Annotated in this window: 18 protein-coding genes; 8 read left to right on the top strand and 10 right to left on the bottom strand. The window is 42.3% G+C overall.

Annotated elements, in window-relative coordinates; all coding sequences use genetic code 11:
- On the top strand, positions 1-1119 hold the full coding sequence (locus tag FPZ43_RS03150) for a mechanosensitive ion channel family protein (RefSeq protein ID WP_146380382.1): 1119 nt from the start codon (positions 1-3) through the stop codon (positions 1117-1119).
- A 64-nt stretch (positions 1120-1183) separates the two neighbouring features.
- Here FPZ43_RS03150 and FPZ43_RS03145 read toward each other — a convergent pair whose 3' ends face one another.
- The gene (locus FPZ43_RS03145; RefSeq protein WP_146380381.1) at positions 1184-1357 is read right to left on the bottom strand and encodes a histone H1; all 174 of its coding nucleotides are present in this window, start codon (positions 1355-1357) and stop codon (positions 1184-1186) included.
- Between the two features lie 96 nt (positions 1358-1453).
- Positions 1454-2065: a DUF1349 domain-containing protein gene (locus tag FPZ43_RS03140; RefSeq protein ID WP_222430914.1), complete on the bottom strand. Its 612-nt coding sequence runs from the start codon at positions 2063-2065 to the stop codon at positions 1454-1456.
- A gap of 181 nt (positions 2066-2246) precedes the next feature.
- Between FPZ43_RS03140 and FPZ43_RS03135 the strand changes: the two genes are divergently transcribed.
- Positions 2247-2615, top strand: coding sequence for a response regulator transcription factor (locus FPZ43_RS03135; RefSeq protein ID WP_146380380.1), 369 nt, complete (start codon positions 2247-2249; stop codon positions 2613-2615).
- Position 2616: 1 nt separating this feature from the next.
- Here the strand turns inward: FPZ43_RS03135 and FPZ43_RS03130 are convergent, their stop codons facing one another.
- From FPZ43_RS03130 to FPZ43_RS03115, 4 genes are all read right to left on the bottom strand, one after another.
- A complete protein-coding gene (locus FPZ43_RS03130) occupies positions 2617-4431 on the bottom strand; it encodes a DNA topoisomerase (RefSeq protein ID WP_146380379.1) in 1815 nt (604 codons plus the stop codon).
- Positions 4432-4515: 84 nt separating this feature from the next.
- On the bottom strand, positions 4516-5106 hold the full coding sequence (locus tag FPZ43_RS03125) for a DUF1543 domain-containing protein (RefSeq protein ID WP_146380378.1): 591 nt from the start codon (positions 5104-5106) through the stop codon (positions 4516-4518).
- A 5-nt stretch (positions 5107-5111) separates the two neighbouring features.
- Positions 5112-6824 carry an FAD/NAD(P)-binding protein gene (locus FPZ43_RS03120; RefSeq protein WP_146380377.1) on the bottom strand — a complete coding sequence of 571 codons (1713 nt, stop codon included), beginning with the start codon at positions 6822-6824 and terminating at the stop codon, positions 5112-5114.
- Positions 6825-6941: 117 nt separating this feature from the next.
- Positions 6942-7214, bottom strand: coding sequence for a UBP-type zinc finger domain-containing protein (locus FPZ43_RS03115; RefSeq protein WP_146380376.1), 273 nt, complete (start codon positions 7212-7214; stop codon positions 6942-6944).
- A gap of 90 nt (positions 7215-7304) precedes the next feature.
- On the opposite strand from FPZ43_RS03115, the gene FPZ43_RS03110 reads away from it, so the two are divergent.
- The 4 genes from FPZ43_RS03110 (at position 7305) to FPZ43_RS03095 (ending at position 12591) form a co-directional block, all read left to right on the top strand.
- Positions 7305-8228: a cation diffusion facilitator family transporter gene (locus FPZ43_RS03110; RefSeq protein WP_146380375.1), complete on the top strand. Its 924-nt coding sequence runs from the start codon at positions 7305-7307 to the stop codon at positions 8226-8228.
- An 85-nt stretch (positions 8229-8313) separates the two neighbouring features.
- The gene (locus tag FPZ43_RS03105; RefSeq protein ID WP_146380374.1) at positions 8314-9570 is read left to right on the top strand and encodes a putative DNA modification/repair radical SAM protein; all 1257 of its coding nucleotides are present in this window, start codon (positions 8314-8316) and stop codon (positions 9568-9570) included.
- Position 9571: 1 nt separating this feature from the next.
- Positions 9572-10333: a TIGR03915 family putative DNA repair protein gene (locus tag FPZ43_RS03100; protein WP_146380373.1), complete on the top strand. Its 762-nt coding sequence runs from the start codon at positions 9572-9574 to the stop codon at positions 10331-10333.
- Between the two features lie 911 nt (positions 10334-11244).
- Entirely contained in the window at positions 11245-12591 is a 1347-nt protein-coding gene (locus FPZ43_RS03095; protein WP_261380974.1) for a PhoH family protein, read from the top strand.
- Positions 12592-12594: 3 nt separating this feature from the next.
- On the opposite strand, the gene FPZ43_RS03090 is transcribed toward FPZ43_RS03095, so the two are convergent.
- Positions 12595-13476 carry an SMP-30/gluconolactonase/LRE family protein gene (locus FPZ43_RS03090; protein ID WP_146380372.1) on the bottom strand — a complete coding sequence of 294 codons (882 nt, stop codon included), beginning with the start codon at positions 13474-13476 and terminating at the stop codon, positions 12595-12597.
- Between the two features lie 113 nt (positions 13477-13589).
- On the opposite strand from FPZ43_RS03090, the gene FPZ43_RS03085 reads away from it, so the two are divergent.
- Positions 13590-14048, top strand: coding sequence for a DUF4268 domain-containing protein (locus FPZ43_RS03085; protein WP_146380371.1), 459 nt, complete (start codon positions 13590-13592; stop codon positions 14046-14048).
- A gap of 42 nt (positions 14049-14090) precedes the next feature.
- Positions 14091-15293, top strand: a complete 1203-nt coding sequence (locus FPZ43_RS03080; RefSeq protein ID WP_146380370.1) for a DUF763 domain-containing protein — start codon at positions 14091-14093, stop codon at positions 15291-15293.
- On the opposite strand, the gene FPZ43_RS03075 is transcribed toward FPZ43_RS03080, so the two are convergent.
- The 3 genes from FPZ43_RS03075 to FPZ43_RS03065 form a co-directional block, all read right to left on the bottom strand.
- Positions 15285-15821 (bottom strand): DUF4142 domain-containing protein, encoded by a 537-nt coding sequence (locus FPZ43_RS03075; RefSeq protein WP_186461748.1) that lies wholly within the window; start codon positions 15819-15821, stop codon positions 15285-15287. The two genes, FPZ43_RS03080 and FPZ43_RS03075, sit on opposite strands and share 9 nt — an antisense overlap.
- A gap of 115 nt (positions 15822-15936) precedes the next feature.
- Entirely contained in the window at positions 15937-16236 is a 300-nt protein-coding gene (locus FPZ43_RS03070; protein ID WP_146380368.1) for a CHC2 zinc finger domain-containing protein, read from the bottom strand.
- A gap of 155 nt (positions 16237-16391) precedes the next feature.
- The gene (locus FPZ43_RS03065) at positions 16392-18965 is read right to left on the bottom strand and encodes a phosphoenolpyruvate carboxylase (protein WP_146380367.1); all 2574 of its coding nucleotides are present in this window, start codon (positions 18963-18965) and stop codon (positions 16392-16394) included.
- Positions 18966-18997: the final 32 nt, after the last annotated feature.

The raw sequence follows: 18997 nt of genomic DNA, 5'->3' as shown, positions 1-18997 counted from the left end.
ATGGAAGAGCTGTTGGGCGCATGGTCAAAACAATTACCGCCTTGGGCATGGAACCTTATTATTATAGCTTTCATCCTCATAATCGGCGTTGTAATACGCTATATTGCCGGGCTGCTGCTCAATTACTATAAAAATAAAAAGGAGGACGAGTATTCGTTTTTGCGCTCAATAGTAACACACTTAAGCAGTTCGCTCAACCATTTTGTGCCGCTCCTGCTTACCAATGTGTTACTGCCCTTTGTAGCAGTTCAATCTCGATATCTTGATGATATAAAGCGATGGTTGGGTATATTCCTGCTGATATCATTTGCCAGGCTGCTCATGCGTGCCATGCGCGTGCTTGAGGATCTTATTTATCACAAATACGATCTCAACAAAGAGGATAATTTAAAGGAGCGTAAAATAAGAACACAGCTGCAGTTTGTACGTAAGGTTGCCGCAGTGTTTATATTTATCATAACGCTATCGCTGATTTTATTGAGTTTTGATAGCGTGCGCAAGCTAGGGGCAGGGTTGCTTACCGGTGTTGGGATAGGTGGTGTTATAATAGGTTTTGCTGCACAAAAATCGCTTGGTAATTTGTTAGCCGGTTTCCAGATCGCTTTTACACAACCCATAAGGATTGACGATGTGCTGGTGGTTGAAGGGGAGTGGGGCAAGGTGGAGGAAATTACACTTACCTATGTGGTGCTAAATATCTGGGATCAGCGCAGGCTCATATTGCCCATTAATTACTTTATCGAAAAGCCTTTCCAGAATTGGACGCGCACTACATCACAAATTTTAGGTACTGTGTTTTTGTATGTAGATTATAACGTACCTACAGATGCTTTGCGGGATGAACTTACCCGGTTATTAAATTTGTCTCCGTTATGGGATAAGCGTGTGGGTATACTGCAAGTTACCGATACAAAGGAAAGTACCGTTGAGCTGCGTGCTTTGGTAAGCGCTCGTAACTCATCGCAGGCTTTTGATTTGCGTTGCTATGTCCGCGAAAACCTCATTAAATATCTGAATTCGAATTATCCTGATAGCCTGTCGAAACGAAGAGAGTTGGTTACCCTTGCAAAAGACACACTAAACGAACCTACCGACGCAGCTAATATTGATGGTAATTAAATATAAAACCCCGGCCATTTTAATATGACCGGGGTTTCCCAAATACAGTATTTCTTTCTCGAGATTACTTGTTTTTGATATCGGTTACTTCTTTACGGATATCTGTAGCAGCAACTTTTAGTTGTTGCATAGCGTTACGTAAACGTGTACCTGCTGCTTTGTTTCCTTTTTCGTAGAATGCTGTAGCGTCTGCTTCTGCAGAGGCAATAAGCTCTTTTAATGATGTGAATTTTTCCATTTTATTGATTCTTTGTGTGGCAAAAGTAATTAAAATACTCTTAATGCGATATTTATACTACAGTCTGCCTTTTTAAGGGTGAAATATCTACTTAATCTACTTAATTGGCGTTACGGTAAAGTCTTGAAAAACAACAGAAAAGCTTTTTTTCCCAGGTGCCGCAGCTACCATTCCTATTTGTGCGTTTACTTTTGGAGGGAAGTAAGCCAGGCGCAGCATTTTAAAGTCTTTGTTGTCAAATGAATACTGGATCTGCACATAGTCGCCCTTGCGAAGCAGCTTTAACCATATAGATTTCGGGCTGTCATTACGTGGCACAACAGACCAGTCGGACACGCCGCGGGTAACAACTGCGCTTACGTTCTGCACGCCATCTACGTACTCAATACCTGTTTTAATCCAGTTCTCGTTATCTATCCGTACCATTAAGCCTGCCTGGTGAAATAGCTCTTCGTAGTTACCTGTTACTTTTACAGACGCTTCAAAGTTACCGGCAAGTTCCTGGTAATAAAACGGCCCCGAGTCGCGAATAAAATCATAATGGGTTATGCGCCAGTAATCGGTTTTAGGATCAACCGTCATGGTTAATTCCTTAGCGTCGCCGCTCCACTTTTTGGGTTGATTGTACCATTTCATTCCGTTGGTGGTTTGCGCAAAACCAATGCTTGCAGTTAGGAGCATGGTTAGAGTTAGTAACTGTTTTTTCATGATAACTTGTGTGCAGTAAAATGTACTTAAAGGCTTGCAAAATAGCTTTTTTTGCCGCTTTGCCCGCAATTGGATGTATGAAAACGCAGTATTTTTATTGTTTTAAACCTGTTGAGAAAATTTAAGGTAGTTAAGTTGACTTATTATCGCAATTGGCTTCAAATTTGTTTTAGTTGATTACATGAAAAGAAGAGTACTTGTAATTGAGGATGAGCCGATTATTGCAGAGATGATAAGCATTTTGCTTGAGATGGAAGGCTTTAATGTAATTAGCCTTGCCGATACGGAACGTGCGCGTAAAAAGTTACTGGCCGGCGAAGTGGATATGGTTATGCTCGATTTAAATTTGAAAGGTGAAAACGGACAATCGATGTGCCGTTATATTAAAGCCGAAGAAGGCCTTAAACATATACCTGTGATATTGGTATCGGCTAATAGCGACCTTGAGCAAATTACAGCAGCTTGCGGTGCAGATGATCACATACACAAGCCTTTCGACATGCACAACTTTACGCAAAAGGTACGCAACCAAGCCAACATGATAAATTAGGTTATCTATTAAGCTTTGGGATAACTATTGCCTTGCCGGCTTGCAGCAAATCTTTTGTAATAGTGCTTGTGTAGGCTTTTATTTCGTCCTGAAATTCACTTACAGAAGCGCCTGATCTTATTTCTTCAAGCCTTTTTTCCCAGTTACCGGTAAGTTCGGCTTGGGCTATTTGTTGGTTTTTCACCACATCGTAAACAGCGAGGCCGGTAACAGTAGGTACAAGATTTTTTTTCTCACGAACAATGTAGTTACGCTTAAGCAGTGTTTCTATCATAGCTGCACGGGTTGCCGGCGTGCCAAGTCCGCTATCTTTCATAGCCTGGCGCAGCTCTTCATCGTCAATTTCTTTGCCGGCGGTCTCCAATGCTTTTAATAAACTTGCTTCATTATACAATGGCTTTGGCTTTGTTTGTTTTTCGAGCAAGGCTTTGTTTACTATCGGCAGGTTTTCACCTTGTTGCACTTTGGGTAAAGTTGGGTTTTCTTCATCCTTTTTTTCTTCATCTTTATCGTTAAAAACAGCACGCCATCCTGCGGTTTTTATCACGGTACCACTTGCCACATATTTTGCACCCGATTGTATCACAATTTTTGTGATCTCCTTGATACAATCCTGATTAAACGCCTCCAGCATGCGACCCGCAACCATATCATATATGGCCTGTAAATCGGGCGTTAAGTGGTTAGGCATCTCGCCGGTAGGCAAAATTGCATGGTGGTCGGTCACTTTTTTTGCATTAACACTACGCTTGTTAAGCTTAACGCCTGTAAGCAAATTTGCTTGTTTGCCAAAAGTTTCGTGGTTGTTGAACTTGGCAATGAGGTTTGGCACTTCGGCAAACACATCGTCGCCAATGTAGCGGCTGCCTGTACGTGGGTAGGTAACTAATTTGCTCTCATACAAGTTTTGCAGCAAACTCAACGCCTGGTCGGCTGTGAAACCTTTGCGTTTATTTGCTTCCTGCTGTAAACTGCTTAAGTCATGCAAAAGCGGGGGCGGTTCTTTACGTGGTTTCGCGTCCACGCTTAAAACCAAGCCTGTTGGCTCAACCTTTTCCAAAACGGCTTGCGCTTCTTCACGGGTCTTGAAACTTTTATCAGAAATGGCCCTAAATAGTTGTCCGTCCTTATCGGGCTGTATTGCCACCTGGTAAAAGGTTTCGGGGACAAAGTTTTTGTTCTCCAGGTATCGGGCACAAATCATGGCAAGGGTAGGTGTTTGAACCCTGCCTAACGATAAAACCGACCGTGTGCCCGATGATAAGCTGAGCGCCTGCGTGGCGTTCATACCCACCAGCCAGTCGGACTGTGAGCGGCAGTGCGCCGAGTTGAAAAGTGTATCGTAATCGGTGCCGGGTTTCAAATTTCTGAATCCATCTTTAATGGCGGCATCTGTTTGCGACGAAATCCAAAGGCGCTTAAACGGCTTTTTGCATTTAAGGTAATAATAAATGTACCTGAAAATCAGTTCGCCTTCGCGACCGGCATCCGTTGCTACGATGATTTCGGTAGCTTCATCAAACAGTGTTTTAATGATATCCAGCTGCTTTTTTGCGCCGGGATCATCAACCAAACCGTCTTTAGTTTTGACCTTGCGTAAGGAAAGTTTAAATTTAGGCGGCAACATAGGCAGGTTTTGAACATTCCAGCCGTAGTAACCATATTCTTGCGGGGCGGCTAATTGCAGCAAGTGGCCAAAGGCCCAGGTGAATGTGTATCCTTTGCCTTCAATGTAGCCTTCTCTTTTTGTTGTTGCACCAAATACTTTGGCTATTTCGCGGCCTACTGATGGCTTTTCTGCAAGAATTACTTTCATAAGTACGGCAGCGAAATTAGGTAAACGATACCCGCAACACAAAGGTTGTTGAGAACTAATACAGTCGAGATATATTAGAAAGCGTTACGGAAGTTTATCCAACTTGAAGTAGCCGAGTGTTATTTTGTCTTCCGGCAAATTGGTTTGAGGTGTTAATGCTATATGATACATGGCTTTTTGTGCCGGGCTTAAAATATCTTCTATCCTGTAAATATCATCCACATCAATGCCGTATTTCTCATCAATATGAGAGTTGGCACCCTTCATGCCTTTGACTGTAGCCGACTTGAAAAATACTGTCTGTTTAGCATTTTGCACGGCTTGTGTACGGTCATCCTGAACAGAAAGGATAACATAATGTTGCTCCTCAAGCCGGTTTTCGGTATAGCCGCCAAGGTTAACAAAAAAAAGCTTTTTGCCGGGTGGTTCGTTAACACCAGTCTTGGCTATAATTTCTACTCGGTGGCCATCAACAGCGTGTACTTCGCGCCAGCCATCAATATGGATGCTTGCGCCCGCTTCTGGCCAAAAGGCTTTTATTTCGGGCACAAGTTCTTTTAACGATGTGGCTATTCCAAAAAAATAATCATGCTGTTCCACATTGCGTTTAGGCGATTTGGACCCTAAAAGTATCATAAATAACTTAGGCTTCTCGGCTTGGGTTATGCTATCCATATGGTTTATGACTGTAAAATGCGTTTACTAACGCGTTCTGATGCTGCTTCGCAAAAATCGAGCCCCGAGTAGTCGGGGTTATAGCCACCTATGTAAGGTACGCTCATCATGTAAACGCGGTCATTAAAAGCGCCATATTTATCTACCACCTGGAAATCGTCATTTATCGTAATGCCCGGTACTGACAGGTAATAATTTCCCTGGCCGTCGGTACTCACTTTGTTTTTTCCGCTTTTCAATGCATTTAATCCTTCGGCAGCATCCCTGAATTTGATTTTGGCGGGGCTTACGGTATTATTTGCCAGCAAGCCGGGGTAAGGCAAATCATCGTATGAAAGATGTGGCTGGCCAACACAATCTACAAACGTTTCGTAGTGCTGTGAGTACTTATTGCCTTTCTCGTCTGTGTAATCGTAAATGGCGCCGCCTGTTTCCACAGCTTTTGTATTGCTATCATCACCGACTGTAATTATATCCAAAACACCGGCCTTATGCAGTGCCATCATATCGTCTACCGAGGGTTGGGGAGCAAAGGCAATCACTACGGATATCAGCGGCATAAGCGTTTTATGAAGGCGCAAAGTATCTTCGGCGGAAAAATACTTCGCCGGGTAGTTCATGTCGAAACTAAGCACGGCCAGCATTTCTTTCCAGTAAACAGATTGGTGTTTTTCTATAGATATTTCGGCTTCTTCATATTCTGCTTCTATCAATTTAAATGGCTCGGTACCTTCTCTCACCTTCATAACGGCAGTTACAAAGTCCTCAATGCTCATATCTTTAATACGCTCGTAAAATTCGGGGCGTTTTTCTTTAAAGCTATCTTTAAAGTTTCTTTCAAAAACAAAATCAAGAGAAAGAAATCCATCATTTTCGGCGCGATTACAAGCAATGACTTCTTCACTAAGTACCGAATCTTTCGACAAATGCGAATCCTCTAGATGGAAACGTACAGCAGGCAGCAAACCGTTGCGCGAATGCATAACCATTTTGAAATTGGGGCTATCTGCTGCAAGTTGATAAGTTAAGTCGCCGTTATCGTTTACCGAAAAGGATCCGTTTTCTCGCGCCATTGTACGTATGGCATCAATTGCAGTAAGCGACGAGCCCCTTAAAGCCACCGGGTGGTTGGCCTTAAATTTCAGTTTTGCCGGCGGGTATGGCGAATCAAAATAGCCCTTTACCTTGCCCTCATGTTTTTTGGGCCAGCGGTGCCCGCTACAAACAATAACCGTGTCAAATTCAAATTTTTCGCCATTTTCGCTTTGTAAGGTAACAGTGGCTTTATTTGCATCATCGGTTATATCAACTATAGTAGTACCATAATGTACCGTTGTTTGTATACCGGCTGTTTTGGCAGCTTTTTGCAACAAAGCAAATTGGGCGCCTAAGTATTGGCCAAAAAGCAAGCGCGGCAGCACCTTGTATTCGTTGAAATTTTTCGGGTCAATCTTATACTTATCAAGTGTGTCTTTCGATACCGAACTAATCCATTCGGAAATGGTGTTTACCAACTCCGGTATCTCGTTGTCAGACACGTTTGTGATATGCTCATCATTGGCACCGTCGGTGCTGTAGGGCATACCGGCACCCAGTTGCTGATTTTTTTCGAAGATGTCAATGGTAACTTCGGAATGGCCGGAATCGACTAATCTTTTATACATGAATAGGCCACTTGGCCCACCGCCAATTATGGCTATGCGTTGTAAAGTTTTCAAATTTTTGGAGTAGCGGAAAATAGTGTAACTACACAAATTTTGTATAGACTATTGTTCAACTAAACAAAAACGAAAATGTTTTTTTAGTTTAAAATATATCCTAAAATTACAGCTCAGCTAGTATTCAACAAACAGTTCATCAGGGTAGCACCACAACCAGCGCTCGCCCGGCTGATCAGATGCTATAACGGGATGTTGCGTGGCGTTGTAGTGCTTTGTCATATGTTGGTTTGGTGATTGATCGCAACATAACGTTACACCGCACGTTTGGCAAGTACGCAGGTGAACCCACTCATCGCCGGTTTTAATGCATTCTTCGCAAACGTGTTCATCGCCAAGTTTTACCTGCGTAATAGCCAGCATGTGTTTGCATAACATTTGGTCTTCCATGTTAATATGTGTGTTTTAAGCCAATAACAAAGTATCGTCGGCTTAAAGCTAAAACATTCTTTTTATTATTTTATTTAACAGTGTATAACTATGGCATCTACCAAAACCTCTATTTACAGTGCCCTCATAGCAAACTTGCTTATTGCTATCACCAAATTTATTGCCGGGGGTATCACAAACAGCGGGGCAATGCTGGCCGAGGGTGTACACTCGGTGGTGGATACTGTGAACGAATTACTTTTGCTGCTCGGCATAAGCCGAAGCAAAAAACCTGCAGACGCATCACACCCTTTTGGCTATGGAAAGGAGCTTTACTTTTGGTCGTTCATTGTTTCAATATTGATATTTGGTCTGGGTGGCGGCATTTCCATTTATGAAGGCATAAATCATATACAACATCCGGAATCTCTGGAGCGGCCTACTATAAATTATATTGTGCTGGGCCTTTCTATATTATTTGAAGGCACTTCTCTTGTTATTGCTACCAAACAATTTAACCAGGCCCGCGGCGAAACCGCATGGTGGGAGGCCATTGTTAAAAGTAAAGATCCATCAACATTCCTGGTTTTATTTGAGGACGCTGCGGCTGTGGCAGGCTTATTCATAGTATTGATTTGTACTGCGCTAAATCATAAATATGATCTGCCTTACCTTGATGGCGTTGCATCCATTTTGGTTGGCCTAGTGTTGGTACTGGTATCGGCTATTTTAGCGCGCGAAAGCAGGAGTTTATTAATGGGCGAGGGGATATCTGCCGAAACCCGTAAAAACATTTGCAGACTGGTTGAACAGGATGCGGCGGTGAAAAAAACAATGCACATTTTATCCACCTATCAATCGCCTGAAGAGATTTTACTAATGCTGATTATCAGTTTTAAAAACGAGTTGAACACTGTTGAATTGAACGATGCTATTGATCGAATAAGAGCCACCGTAAAGGTAGAGTACAAACTGGTAAGGTTTGTAATAATTCAGCCAGAGACGGAGCAACATCACCAAAATTTCATGGAGTAATTACTTGCCAAATCCTTTCTAAAACGCTTAAATTATTTTCTTCAAATTTAATAATTACTAATATTTTTAGTAATTTTGAATTGATATGAATGAGGAAAGGATAACCGAAAAGCTCAATATTTTAGCCGATGCAGCCAAGTATGATGTGTCTTGCTCATCAAGCGGAAGTAAGCGTAAAAATGATAATAAGGGTTTAGGCAACGCGAGTAACGGTATCTGCCATTCGTATACCGAGGATGGACGCTGTGTATCTTTATTAAAAATATTGCTTACCAACCATTGTATTTTTGATTGTGCTTATTGCGTATCGCGCAAAAGCAATGATATTAAACGTGCTGCCTTTACAGTTCAGGAAGTAGTTGATCTGACTATTAACTTTTATCGTCGTAATTATATCGAGGGATTATTTTTAAGCTCGGGCATTTTTAAGGATGCTGATTATACCATGGAGCGATTGGTACTCATTGCTAAAAAGCTACGTACCGAACATAAATTTAACGGTTATATTCATTTAAAATCAATTCCGGGCGCGAGTGACGAATTGATGAATGAGGCAGGATTGTATGCTGATAGATTGAGCGTAAATCTTGAAATGCCAACCGAGGCAGGCCTTAAATTATTGGCGCCCGACAAAAGTCATCAGGAGATGATTAAGCCAATGGGTTATCTTAAAAAGGCAATCATTCAGCGCACCGAAGAAAAGAAGATTTTTAAAAAGGCACCCATGTTTGCGCCCGCAGGCCAAAGCACACAGGTAATTATTGGCGCCACGCCCGAGAATGATAATCAAATACTCCACTCGGCCAATTACTTTTATAAAAACTTTAACCTGCGCCGTGTATATTATTCGGGCTATGTACCTGTATTGGCCGACAGCCGCTTGCCGGCTTTAAATACAAGTGTGCCCATGGTTCGTGAAAATCGGCTTTACCAGGCAGATTGGTTGATGCGGAATTACGGCTTTCATGTTAATGAAATTGTAAATGATGGACAGCCACATCTTGATCTTGATATCGACCCGAAGCTGGGATGGGCCATCCGAAATATGCATGAGTTTCCAATAGATATAAATAAAGCCGATTTACGAATGATTTTACGAGTACCCGGTATAGGTGTGCAATCGGCTCATAAAATAGTAAGTGCCCGCCGGTTTGGTAAATTAAACTGGGATCAAATTAAACAATTAGGTGTGAGCCTGAACCGCGCAAAATATTTCATTATCTGTAATAGCAGCGAATTTGAACGCCGTGACCTTACCGGTAATAATATCAAGCAATTTATATTGGCTACATCGCACAGCAAATATCTCAAGAACACACAAACCCAACTCAATTTATTTTGATATGGTTACCACATTATTATATGATGGCACCTTTGAGGGTTTGTTAACAGCTGTGTTTGAAATATATGAGCATAAGTTAGGGAAGGTGAATTTGCTGCGTAAAGAGCATTATACCGAAACAATGTTTGACGCAGTAATGGATGTAGTTAGCGACGAGGCAAGGGCGACCAGGGTTTTGGGTGGCTTAAAAAAGAAATTATCTGGGATGGGGGTGCAACGTTTGTATGCGGCGCACCTGTCGGGAATGGATAGGGAAGAAAATAACTATATAGGCTTTATCCGGTATGTTTTTGATAGCAGCGAAAACGTTGAGGAGGATTACGGTAACAGGTATGTGATGCGTGTTTCGGAAATTGTGCGGATGGTTAGGAGAGAAAAGCATAGGATGGAGGCCTTTATACGTTTTCAGAAATTGCAGGATGGCACGTACTATTCGGTGATTGAGCCTGATTTTAATGTGTTACCGTTGTTAATGAAACATTTTAGAAATCGTTATGCTGATCAGAAATGGATCATTTATGATATCAGGCGTAAATACGGTATGTATTATAATTTACATGATGTAGAGTATATTAACATTGATTTTGCTGAGACCAATAAAGCCAGCGACATTGACGGTGTGCTAAGTGAAGATGAAGGCCTTTACCAGCATCTCTGGAAAAACTACTTTAAAAGTGTAAATATCCAGTCGCGTAAAAACACTAAGTTACATGTGCGCCATATACCCAAACGTTACTGGAAACATCTAACAGAAAAAATTTAATTTTTAATAATTTACGCAATTAATAAAAGCTTATTTCATTAGCGCGTAGCCTGATGTGTTGATAAAGTGAAATGTTGATAAACTTGCAATTTCAGTTTTAACACAGCTGATTAAGCGCTAATACTATGTTTATAAACGGTTATCAGATGTTAATAACGTGTTAAAAATAAATGTAAAAAAATACTTGACACGTATATCATTTTGTCCCGATATTGTAAATAGCAAGAACGACGTACTTTGACAGCCTTACAGGAAATTTGAAATTGAATCGGGCAAACCTCCGGGCGCGCTAAAGATCAAGGGAAGTTCCTAAGTACTTAAAAAAATGGGAGTTGCGATAGCAACAAACTTTTGAGAGTAGATGAGGTATTATTTATGCTGCAATACTTTACGAAGAAAAGCAGTAACAATAATGATCTTGAGGTAATCTGCGTTAGCATCAATGAGCTATCCATATTCTTTGTCGAAAACGGATAAATCAGCGTTGCACGGGTAAAACATTGTTGTTATCCCCAAGGAGGTCTAACAAACGCTTACCAACAGCTACTAAAGTCAATCATATCCGCGAGGAATAGGTTGGCTGAAGCAGAAAAGTTTGGTTTGAAGGGTTTAGATTTTGCAAGGAAGCGGGCGGTTATACATCGTAAACAATTGATATGTCTTACAATTCTTCATCGGGTTGTGTTAGCATGCAGTGGTGCAATTAACAAAGAGGTAATCAGGTCGGTTAAATTACACAAAACTTGTTAGCTTCATGACGGCTATGGCTGTTATGAAGTACAGGAAACGGAAGTTGATTCGAAAGAGGAAGCTTCCGTTTTCCTTTTTAAAGACTTTTTTTAGACTGCGCTCAATCTCACTTTATATACTTTTGGCCAAACAAGGTTTAAACATTATTGCCTATTTTAGCAATGATGAGCAAGGAAACTACCGACCGTAAAAAGAAGATATTTGTACTGGATACTTCTGTTATCCTGTATGATCATAACGCCTTTGAAAATTTCCAGGAGCATGATGTTGCTATACCCATACAGGTATTAGAAGAGCTTGACAACATGAAAAGCGGCAACGATACCCGCAACTTTGAGGCGCGCAGCTTTATAAGGCTGATGGACGATATGTCGCGCAACAGGCTCATCAACCAGTGGACACCACTGAATGGCAAAAGCAAAGGAAACTTCAAAGTTATTATGGATGTCAAAAACAGCAGCGCAGACGCCGAGCTGGTTTTTGGATCTGACAAAACAGACCACCGGATCCTGAACGCGGCCCTTGGCGTTCAGTTTGAGCATCCAGACCGTAAGGTGATCCTTGTATCAAAAGACATCTGTCTGCGCCTGAAAGCTAAATCACTTAACCTAAACGCCGAAGACTATGAAACAGGCAAGGTTAAAAATCTTGATGAGTTATACAGCGGCAAAACTGTTTTGAATAAGGTTACCGAAAAGCTATTAAGTAAGTTCAATAAAACGGAAAGCCTGCCTGCCGGGAGCTTAGACATTGCGACTGATAGCGGCAATCATTTTTATGTTTTAAACAGTAAAAACGGCAGCACCGCTGGTTTTTATAATTCCCAAACAGGCGAGGTAGAAAAAGTGATTGAGCAACCTGTGTTGAACATTTCGCCCCGTAACCAGGAACAGGCTTTTGCCATACATGCGCTGCTTCATCCCGATATTAAACTGGTAACTATACAAGGCAATGCCGGTACAGGTAAAACTTTACTGGCACTGGCCAGTGCGCTTGAGCAGCGCAAGTTTTACAGGCAGGTGTTTGTTACGCGCCCTATAGTGCCGTTAAGCAACAAAGACATAGGCTTTTTGCCTGGTGACGTGAAATCAAAGATAGACCCTTACATGGCACCCATTTGGGATAATCTAAAATTTATAAAAGATCAATTTGCCGAGGATGCTAAAATGCAGGCGAAGATAGATGAGTTGGTGAGTAACGACAAGATATCAATAACGCCACTGGCGTTTATAAGGGGCCGCACGCTAAGCAAAATCTTCTTTATAGTCGACGAAGCCCAAAACCTTACGCCGCATGAGGTAAAGACCATTATATCTCGCGCCGGGGAAAACAGCAAATTTGTTTTTACAGGCGACATTTACCAGATTGATACGCCCTACCTGGATGCTGAAAGTAATGGACTCTCATACCTCATAGATAAGGCTAAAGGGCACCCGCTATACGCTCATATCACCTTGCAAAAAGGGGAGCGGAGCGAATTGGCTAACCTGGCTACCGAGTTATTATAGATACTACTCGACGCCTTTAACCTTCATTTGCATGGTGTAAATTGCCGTTGAAGCGGTAATGAATAAAATATCTTTTTTTCGCCCGCCAAAGCATAGGTTGGCTGTCCATGGTTCCGGCACATCGATATGAGCGATTTTGACACCGTCAGCATTATAGATTGTTACACCTTTGCCAGCCAGGTACAAATTTCCTTTTTCGTCGAGCGTTATGCCATCTGCGCCTTGGTTTATAAATATTTTTCTGTTACTAAGCTTACCGTCTTTTTGGATTTCGAAACGGTAAATTTTATTATCGCCTATATCTGCCACGTAAAGGATTTTGCCATTCGGCGTTCCTACAATCCCATTGGGTCGCACCATGCTTTCATCAAGCGCAATTGGTTCTTTAGCCCCTGCAGGTAAGTAGAAAACGTTTTGAGTTGGCATGTCCGGCTTGGTGCGTGTCCAGTAATCGCGTTGATAATAAGGGTCGGTAAAGTATATGTTACCGTTTGGGTGCACCCAAAGATCATTAGGCCCGTTGAGCAGGTGCCCTTTAAAGTCTTTTATCAGCACGGTTACCTTTTTATTTTTATTAACCTGCCACAGTTGATTGTGCTCATCGGCACAAACGAGTAAGTTGCCTTTCCTGTCAAAGTAGGTACCATTACCACGCCCGGCGCTGTCCATAAATACCGAAAGCTTACCGTTTAAACCATACTTCCATATCTTATTATTCGGCTGATCAGTAAAATAAACGTTTCCAGTCTTGTCTGCAGCAGGCCCTTCGGTGAATTTAAATTGCCTTGATATCAGTTGCGGGCGTAATGTTGTATCAAACAAGGTCTGCTGGCTAAAAGCCGAATAGCTTATTATAGAAAAGAAAATAAAGATTAAGTTTTTCATACGTACTATGATCTAAACATCAGCTATAGTCCAAAGTTTTAGTGGTGCGATGTGGTTAAACCTAATTGTTTTTTAATTTCGCAGCTGCGTAAGGTCCAATCCGGTTAAATTCAATGTACTCAAAAGATCAGGCATCACAAATAAGGCAATCATTCTGGACGGCATTTGGGCAATATATGAGTCCGGTTTTATCTGCCGAGGGCCTCAGAACCAATTGGATCAATTACAAAACCGGGGTAAAGCATATTAGCTTTCGCATGCAGGCCGACAATAAAATTGCCCAAATCAGTATTGATCTGTCACACCCCGATACTGAGCTGCAGGAATTATTTTTTGATCAGCTGCAATCTTATAAAACGCTACTGCACGCTACACTCGGTGAAGAATGGAATTGGCAACTACACTGTCACGATGAGTTTGGTAAAACAATAAGTCGTGTTTACACAAGCCTTCCGTCTGTAAGCGTTTATCAGCAGGAAAACTGGCCGCAACTGATATCATTTTTTAAACCACGCATTATAGCGCTTGATGAGTTTTGGACCGATGTTAAATATGCTTTTGGAGCGGTGTAAGTCTCTTCGCTAACTCAAATTTTTATTGCTAAATTTGTTAGCATGAAAAGATCGGGTAGTGCAGATATGCCTTTACACCATGGCCATGTTCCGTTATGGCTTGCCGAGCGGATGGGTAAATTGGGCATTGCTGTAATTGAAAATATTGTGCTTGATTACGGCAAAGACGAAGTGCTACGCCGCCTCAGCAATCCATTTTGGTTCCAAAGCCTTGGCGCTGTGATGGGTATGGACTGGCATTCGTCGGGAATCACCACATCAGTGATGGGCGCTTTAAAACGCACCGTAAATGTAAGATGCCGGGAGTTAGGCATATACATTTGCGGTGGAAAAGGCAAAGCATCTAAACGCACGCCCGATGAACTGCTGGCTGTAGGTAATACCACGGGTTTGGATGCCAATTACCTTGTTAGGTGCAGTAAGTTAAGTGCAAAGGTAGACAACACCGCCATTCAGGATGGCTTTCAACTTTATACGCATAATTTTATACTTAGTGACACGGGTAAATGGGCTGTGGTGCAGCAGGGGATGAGTGATAGCAGCAGCACCGCAAGGCGATATCATTGGCACTCGGAGCAGTTAACCTCTTTTGTAGATGAGCCGCATACTTTTGTTTACGGTAAGAATAGTGGTTTAATTTTGAACATGACCGACAGGCAAGCGGCCGGAAGCCGTAATGCGGTAATGCGGATTGCTGCCGAGCAGCCCGACCGTATGATGAAAGAGATTAACCGGTTAGTAATGCCATCACACCACGATTTAAAGGCTAAGGATATTGACCTGAAAAGGTTAGGAGCAGTTTTATGGCTTGCGCACGAAAAAGAGCCTAAGGATTTTGAGGAGTTGCTGCTGTTGCAGGGCTTGGGGCCGCGTACGCTGCAATCACTAGCGCTTGTAAGCGAAGTTATACATGGCACGCCATCCAGGTTTAATGATCCGGCCAGGTTTTCATTTGCGCATGGTGGAAAGGATGGTCATCCGTTCCCGGTACCATTGAAGGTGTATGACGATACGATTAACACCTTGCAAAAAGCAATGTACAAAGCCAGGTTAGGTAATAATGATACGAATGAAGCGATCAAGCGCCTCCACAAAATATCAATGGAAGCAGAAAATGGGTTTACGCCCAACGCCAATTTTGACAAGGTTATTGAAAAGGAGAGAAGCGAATCGTGGAAATATGGCGGACGCACGGTTATGGGTTACGCCAAGCCGCCTGTAGATCAGCAACTGAAACTATTTTAAACCCTCGCTTTGGCAAATGGCATTTGCGTTTTTTAAATGCTCCTGCAATTGTGTAATGTATTTGGCCGCAAAGTCGCTCACCTCTGCGTCGGGATCATTTTGAGCAGTATTAAATAACTTTACAGCTCTCTCATGGTCGGTAACAGCTAACTGCACATACTCCTTATCAAAAGCCGAAGCTGTTTTTGCAGATAAGCTTTTCAAATGGTACGCTTCATTTTCGCTTGTAGTGCCATTGACATTTACACCTTTTTTTGAAGCAAGTTTATGTAGATTCGATAGCAGGTCGGTTTGGTCTGCAATTATCATTTTTGCAAGCGCCCTAACGCTGCTGTTTTTTGAATTTTGAAGCGCTATGCTACCGTACTTAACCTCAGCATTACCAAATGCTACAGCCGATTTAAGAAATGCTGATGTAGAATCGGCCGCCGCAACATTATTGTAATTTTTTGACTTCCGCGACCGGTTACAAGCTGTAAAGCTGCTCAGCATTGTCGCGGCAATAAGTATATAAACAACGGTCTTCATTGGGGTTGTGTTAAGTATAAATAAACACAACAACGAAAAATTCATTCAGTTTTCACAATCATAACCGCCAAGTTTAGCAACGCGACTGAAAGGGTACGATAAATGCCGTAACGTGTTAAGCCACTACCTTTTTTGTAACACCAAAAGTTTGTTGTGCCAGTTGAGATATTACCTCGTTCCGCGACTTGCCGTCAATGCCCATCAAAAACTCAACGGCGCCACCCTCTGCGCCGCAGCCAAAGCATTTAAAGGTGTTTTTTTCTGGCGATACCATTAGGGAGGTAGTATCGTCTTTGTGAAATGGGCATTTGCCCTTTAAGGCTTTCCTGCTGGGTTGCAGCAAAACGTAACGTGAAATTATATTAACCAAGTCCAATTGCGCATACTTCGCAACATCATTTTCGTCGAAATTCATTAGGATAAAATAGCTCTTCAAATATACAAAAAGCGTATTTGCCAAGGAAAACGTTAAGCCGCTTGTTGAAAAATTAAAAAGCCAAATACATGTTGCGAAAAAGCCCCATCAGCATTCAGAGCTAACGGGGCTTTTGAGTTGAGAACAAATTTACATTATACAAGATTACGGCCGGCGTTGATGATGCCATAAACCGTACGTATAACCAATTTTTTATAGATACCCTCCAGTTCGCTATCTTTTACGGTGTCAAGTTGGTTTAAGGCATAGTGCTGTATTACAACCAATGGTAATATTATCTTTTCACGTATCGCGATAGAGCGGCTTTCAATAGGGTATTCTTCCATTAACACTTTGCTGTCGGTAAGTTCAAGCAACAGGCTTCTGGTAAGTTCAAATTCAGCTTTAAGCCCTTTCCAAAATTTCCCAAATTTCTTGTCCTTCTCCATGTACGCCGTAATCCTGAAATCCGATTTGGACATAGACATCATGCAATTGTCCAACATGGTTTTAAAGAATCCAGATGCATGGTAAAGTTCCTTTACTTCTTGCCAGTTGCCTGCATCTTTCATTTTCTTAAGTGCTGTACCTACGCCGTAGAAACCGGGGATGCTTTGCTTTAGTTGGCTCCATGATGTTACGAAGCTAATTGCTCTTAAATCTTCCAGCCTTAACTTGGCATCGGCGTTACGCTTTGTTGGGCGGCTGCTGATATTGATCTGCGACAGCAACTTAAGCGGACTAAATTTTTCCAGATACTCCACAAACAATGGGTCTTCCCGTAAAGCCAGGAACAACTCATGGCTTGCTTCCGCCATTTCTGCAATCAGAGCCTTATGTTTTTCGTCAAGTAAATCCTTATGATTTGGATGCAGGGCAGATATAACACCGGCGTTTATCAATTGCCCGGTGTTAAAGCGCGCAGTCTCTACTGATCCATATTGCGAACTTACGGTTTGCCCCTGTATAGTCAGCTGGATATGTTCATTCGCTATTTCCTTACCCATTGAAGCATAAAAACGATGTGTTTTGCCGCCGCCACGTGCCGGTGGGCCACCTCTGCCATCGAAAAACGCCAGGGCAATGCCATATTTGCGCGCCATGGCAGTAAGCTCAACTTTGGCTTTGTATATGGACCAGTTGGCCATTAGATAGCCACCATCCTTTGTGCTATCCGAGAAGCCAAGCATGATTGTTTGTTTGTTGCCGCGCTGCACAAGGTGCGATTTATAAAAGGGGTGGTTGTATAACGTCTCCATAACCTCGGCCGCGGCCTTAAGGTCATTAACGGTTTCAAACAACGGCATAAAATCAACCGTAAGCTTGTTTTTTTCCCAGCCGCTCCATAAAAAGAGGTCGATAAGCTGTAATATGTCTGAGGCTTTTTGGCAGTTACTTATGATAAAACGCTGGCAACCTTTTTGGCCGTTGCTGTGTTGTATTTGTTTCATCAGCCGTATCGTGTCCAGCGTATCACGGGTCATGTCGTCGGCTGTTTCCGGGCACTTAAAGTCGGCTTGATTGAAGGGCAGGCTTTTCAGCTTCTGTTCCTCATTCATTTCCTGGTATTCTTTAGGTACACCAGTATATATTTTGGCGGTGCAATATTTAAATACATCGCGCAGTACACGGCTATCCTGCCGTATATCTAACGTTGCAAAGTATGAACCAAACAGTTGAACCTTTTGTATCAGGTTTTCAACTACTTTGATAAACAGCCCGTCGTGCTCAGTTTTCAGCTGGTCGCGCATGGCTTGCAGCGTGGCCAAAATTTCCGGCTGCAAGTCCCTAGCATCCGTTTGCTTGTTAAAGGCATTGTTATAAAGCAACTGTTCCAGATTGCTTATGGTTTCGTCGAAACCCCTGAATGTGATACGGCGCTTTACTTCCCTAAAGTCGCGATAGTAGCATCTGAATATATATTGCCTCAGCAGGGATGATACCTGGCGGGTAGTTTCGGTATTTACGTTCGGGTTTCCGTCCCTGTCGCCTCCGGGCCAAAAGCCAAGTTCAAGCAATTGGTGGCTGCCGTCAAGGTCAAATTCAGTTTCCAGTTTATCCTGTATGCCCGACAATGCATGGTAGAAAACATTTTCAAGGAACCATACCAGGCTAACCGCCTCATCAACCGGGGTTGGCGACTTTTTATTAAAGAAAGGCGTTTTGCCCAATTGCTGTAATAAACCGTCGATGCTATTGATATCGTTGGTTTTTAGTGCGTCAATCAAGTCTGTCATGATACCTAAAACCGCACCAGGGTAAAATTGCGTAGGGTGGGCGGTGAGCACAAGCCTTAGCGAGAAGTCTTTTAGCTGCTTGCTTATGTTTTGGCGCGTTTCATCATCAATAGATGCTTGCTGCACCATGTTTTGCAGTGTGCCAGTATCATCGGCCCGTTCAAACTTGCCAAAAGATGAATCTTCAATGGCGTCAAACAAAACTACTTGACGCTCAATGTATTGGATAAATCTGAACAGACGGTTTATTTGCTCGCGGTTATCAATATCAGGTACGTATTTACTAAAAAATGATTGGATAATGGCATCCGGCGAGGCGCCTTTTTGTACTTCTTCTTCGCAGTGTGAGCTAAAAAACGGCAACAGGATACCTGTATTTTTAACCTGGTAAAAAGGCAACGTTTGGAACAAACTGTTATACAACTCGAAACGTTTTACAACCTCGTTGTTAAAAATGGTTTCGCGCTGGATGGCCCTTTGAGTAGATGGCATAATAAAGCGGTTTTTGAAAGTGAACAAATGTT

The organism is Mucilaginibacter pallidiroseus (genome assembly GCF_007846085.1).
Taxonomy (GTDB): Bacteria; Bacteroidota; Bacteroidia; order Sphingobacteriales; family Sphingobacteriaceae; genus Mucilaginibacter; species Mucilaginibacter pallidiroseus.
Note: the sequence above shows the minus strand (reverse complement) of the source record. Positions and strands in the feature narration are given on the sequence as shown.

Coding starts and splice junctions, on each gene's coding strand:
- FPZ43_RS03150 (WP_146380382.1), top strand. CDS start 1: ATGGAAGAGCTGTTGGGCGCATGGTCAAAACAATTACCGCCTTGGGCA.
- FPZ43_RS03145 (WP_146380381.1), bottom strand. CDS start 1,357: ATGGAAAAATTCACATCATTAAAAGAGCTTATTGCCTCTGCAGAAGCA.
- FPZ43_RS03140 (WP_222430914.1), bottom strand. CDS start 2,065: ATGAAAAAACAGTTACTAACTCTAACCATGCTCCTAACTGCAAGCATT.
- FPZ43_RS03135 (WP_146380380.1), top strand. CDS start 2,247: ATGAAAAGAAGAGTACTTGTAATTGAGGATGAGCCGATTATTGCAGAG.
- FPZ43_RS03130 (WP_146380379.1), bottom strand. CDS start 4,431: ATGAAAGTAATTCTTGCAGAAAAGCCATCAGTAGGCCGCGAAATAGCC.
- FPZ43_RS03125 (WP_146380378.1), bottom strand. CDS start 5,106: ATGGATAGCATAACCCAAGCCGAGAAGCCTAAGTTATTTATGATACTT.
- FPZ43_RS03115 (WP_146380376.1), bottom strand. CDS start 7,214: ATGGAAGACCAAATGTTATGCAAACACATGCTGGCTATTACGCAGGTA.
- FPZ43_RS03110 (WP_146380375.1), top strand. CDS start 7,305: ATGGCATCTACCAAAACCTCTATTTACAGTGCCCTCATAGCAAACTTG.
- FPZ43_RS03105 (WP_146380374.1), top strand. CDS start 8,314: ATGAATGAGGAAAGGATAACCGAAAAGCTCAATATTTTAGCCGATGCA.
- FPZ43_RS03100 (WP_146380373.1), top strand. CDS start 9,572: ATGGTTACCACATTATTATATGATGGCACCTTTGAGGGTTTGTTAACA.
- FPZ43_RS03095 (WP_261380974.1), top strand. CDS start 11,245: ATGATGAGCAAGGAAACTACCGACCGTAAAAAGAAGATATTTGTACTG.
- FPZ43_RS03090 (WP_146380372.1), bottom strand. CDS start 13,476: ATGAAAAACTTAATCTTTATTTTCTTTTCTATAATAAGCTATTCGGCT.
- FPZ43_RS03085 (WP_146380371.1), top strand. CDS start 13,590: ATGTACTCAAAAGATCAGGCATCACAAATAAGGCAATCATTCTGGACG.
- FPZ43_RS03080 (WP_146380370.1), top strand. CDS start 14,091: ATGAAAAGATCGGGTAGTGCAGATATGCCTTTACACCATGGCCATGTT.
- FPZ43_RS03075 (WP_186461748.1), bottom strand. CDS start 15,821: ATGAAGACCGTTGTTTATATACTTATTGCCGCGACAATGCTGAGCAGC.
- FPZ43_RS03070 (WP_146380368.1), bottom strand. CDS start 16,236: ATGAATTTCGACGAAAATGATGTTGCGAAGTATGCGCAATTGGACTTG.
- FPZ43_RS03065 (WP_146380367.1), bottom strand. CDS start 18,965: ATGCCATCTACTCAAAGGGCCATCCAGCGCGAAACCATTTTTAACAAC.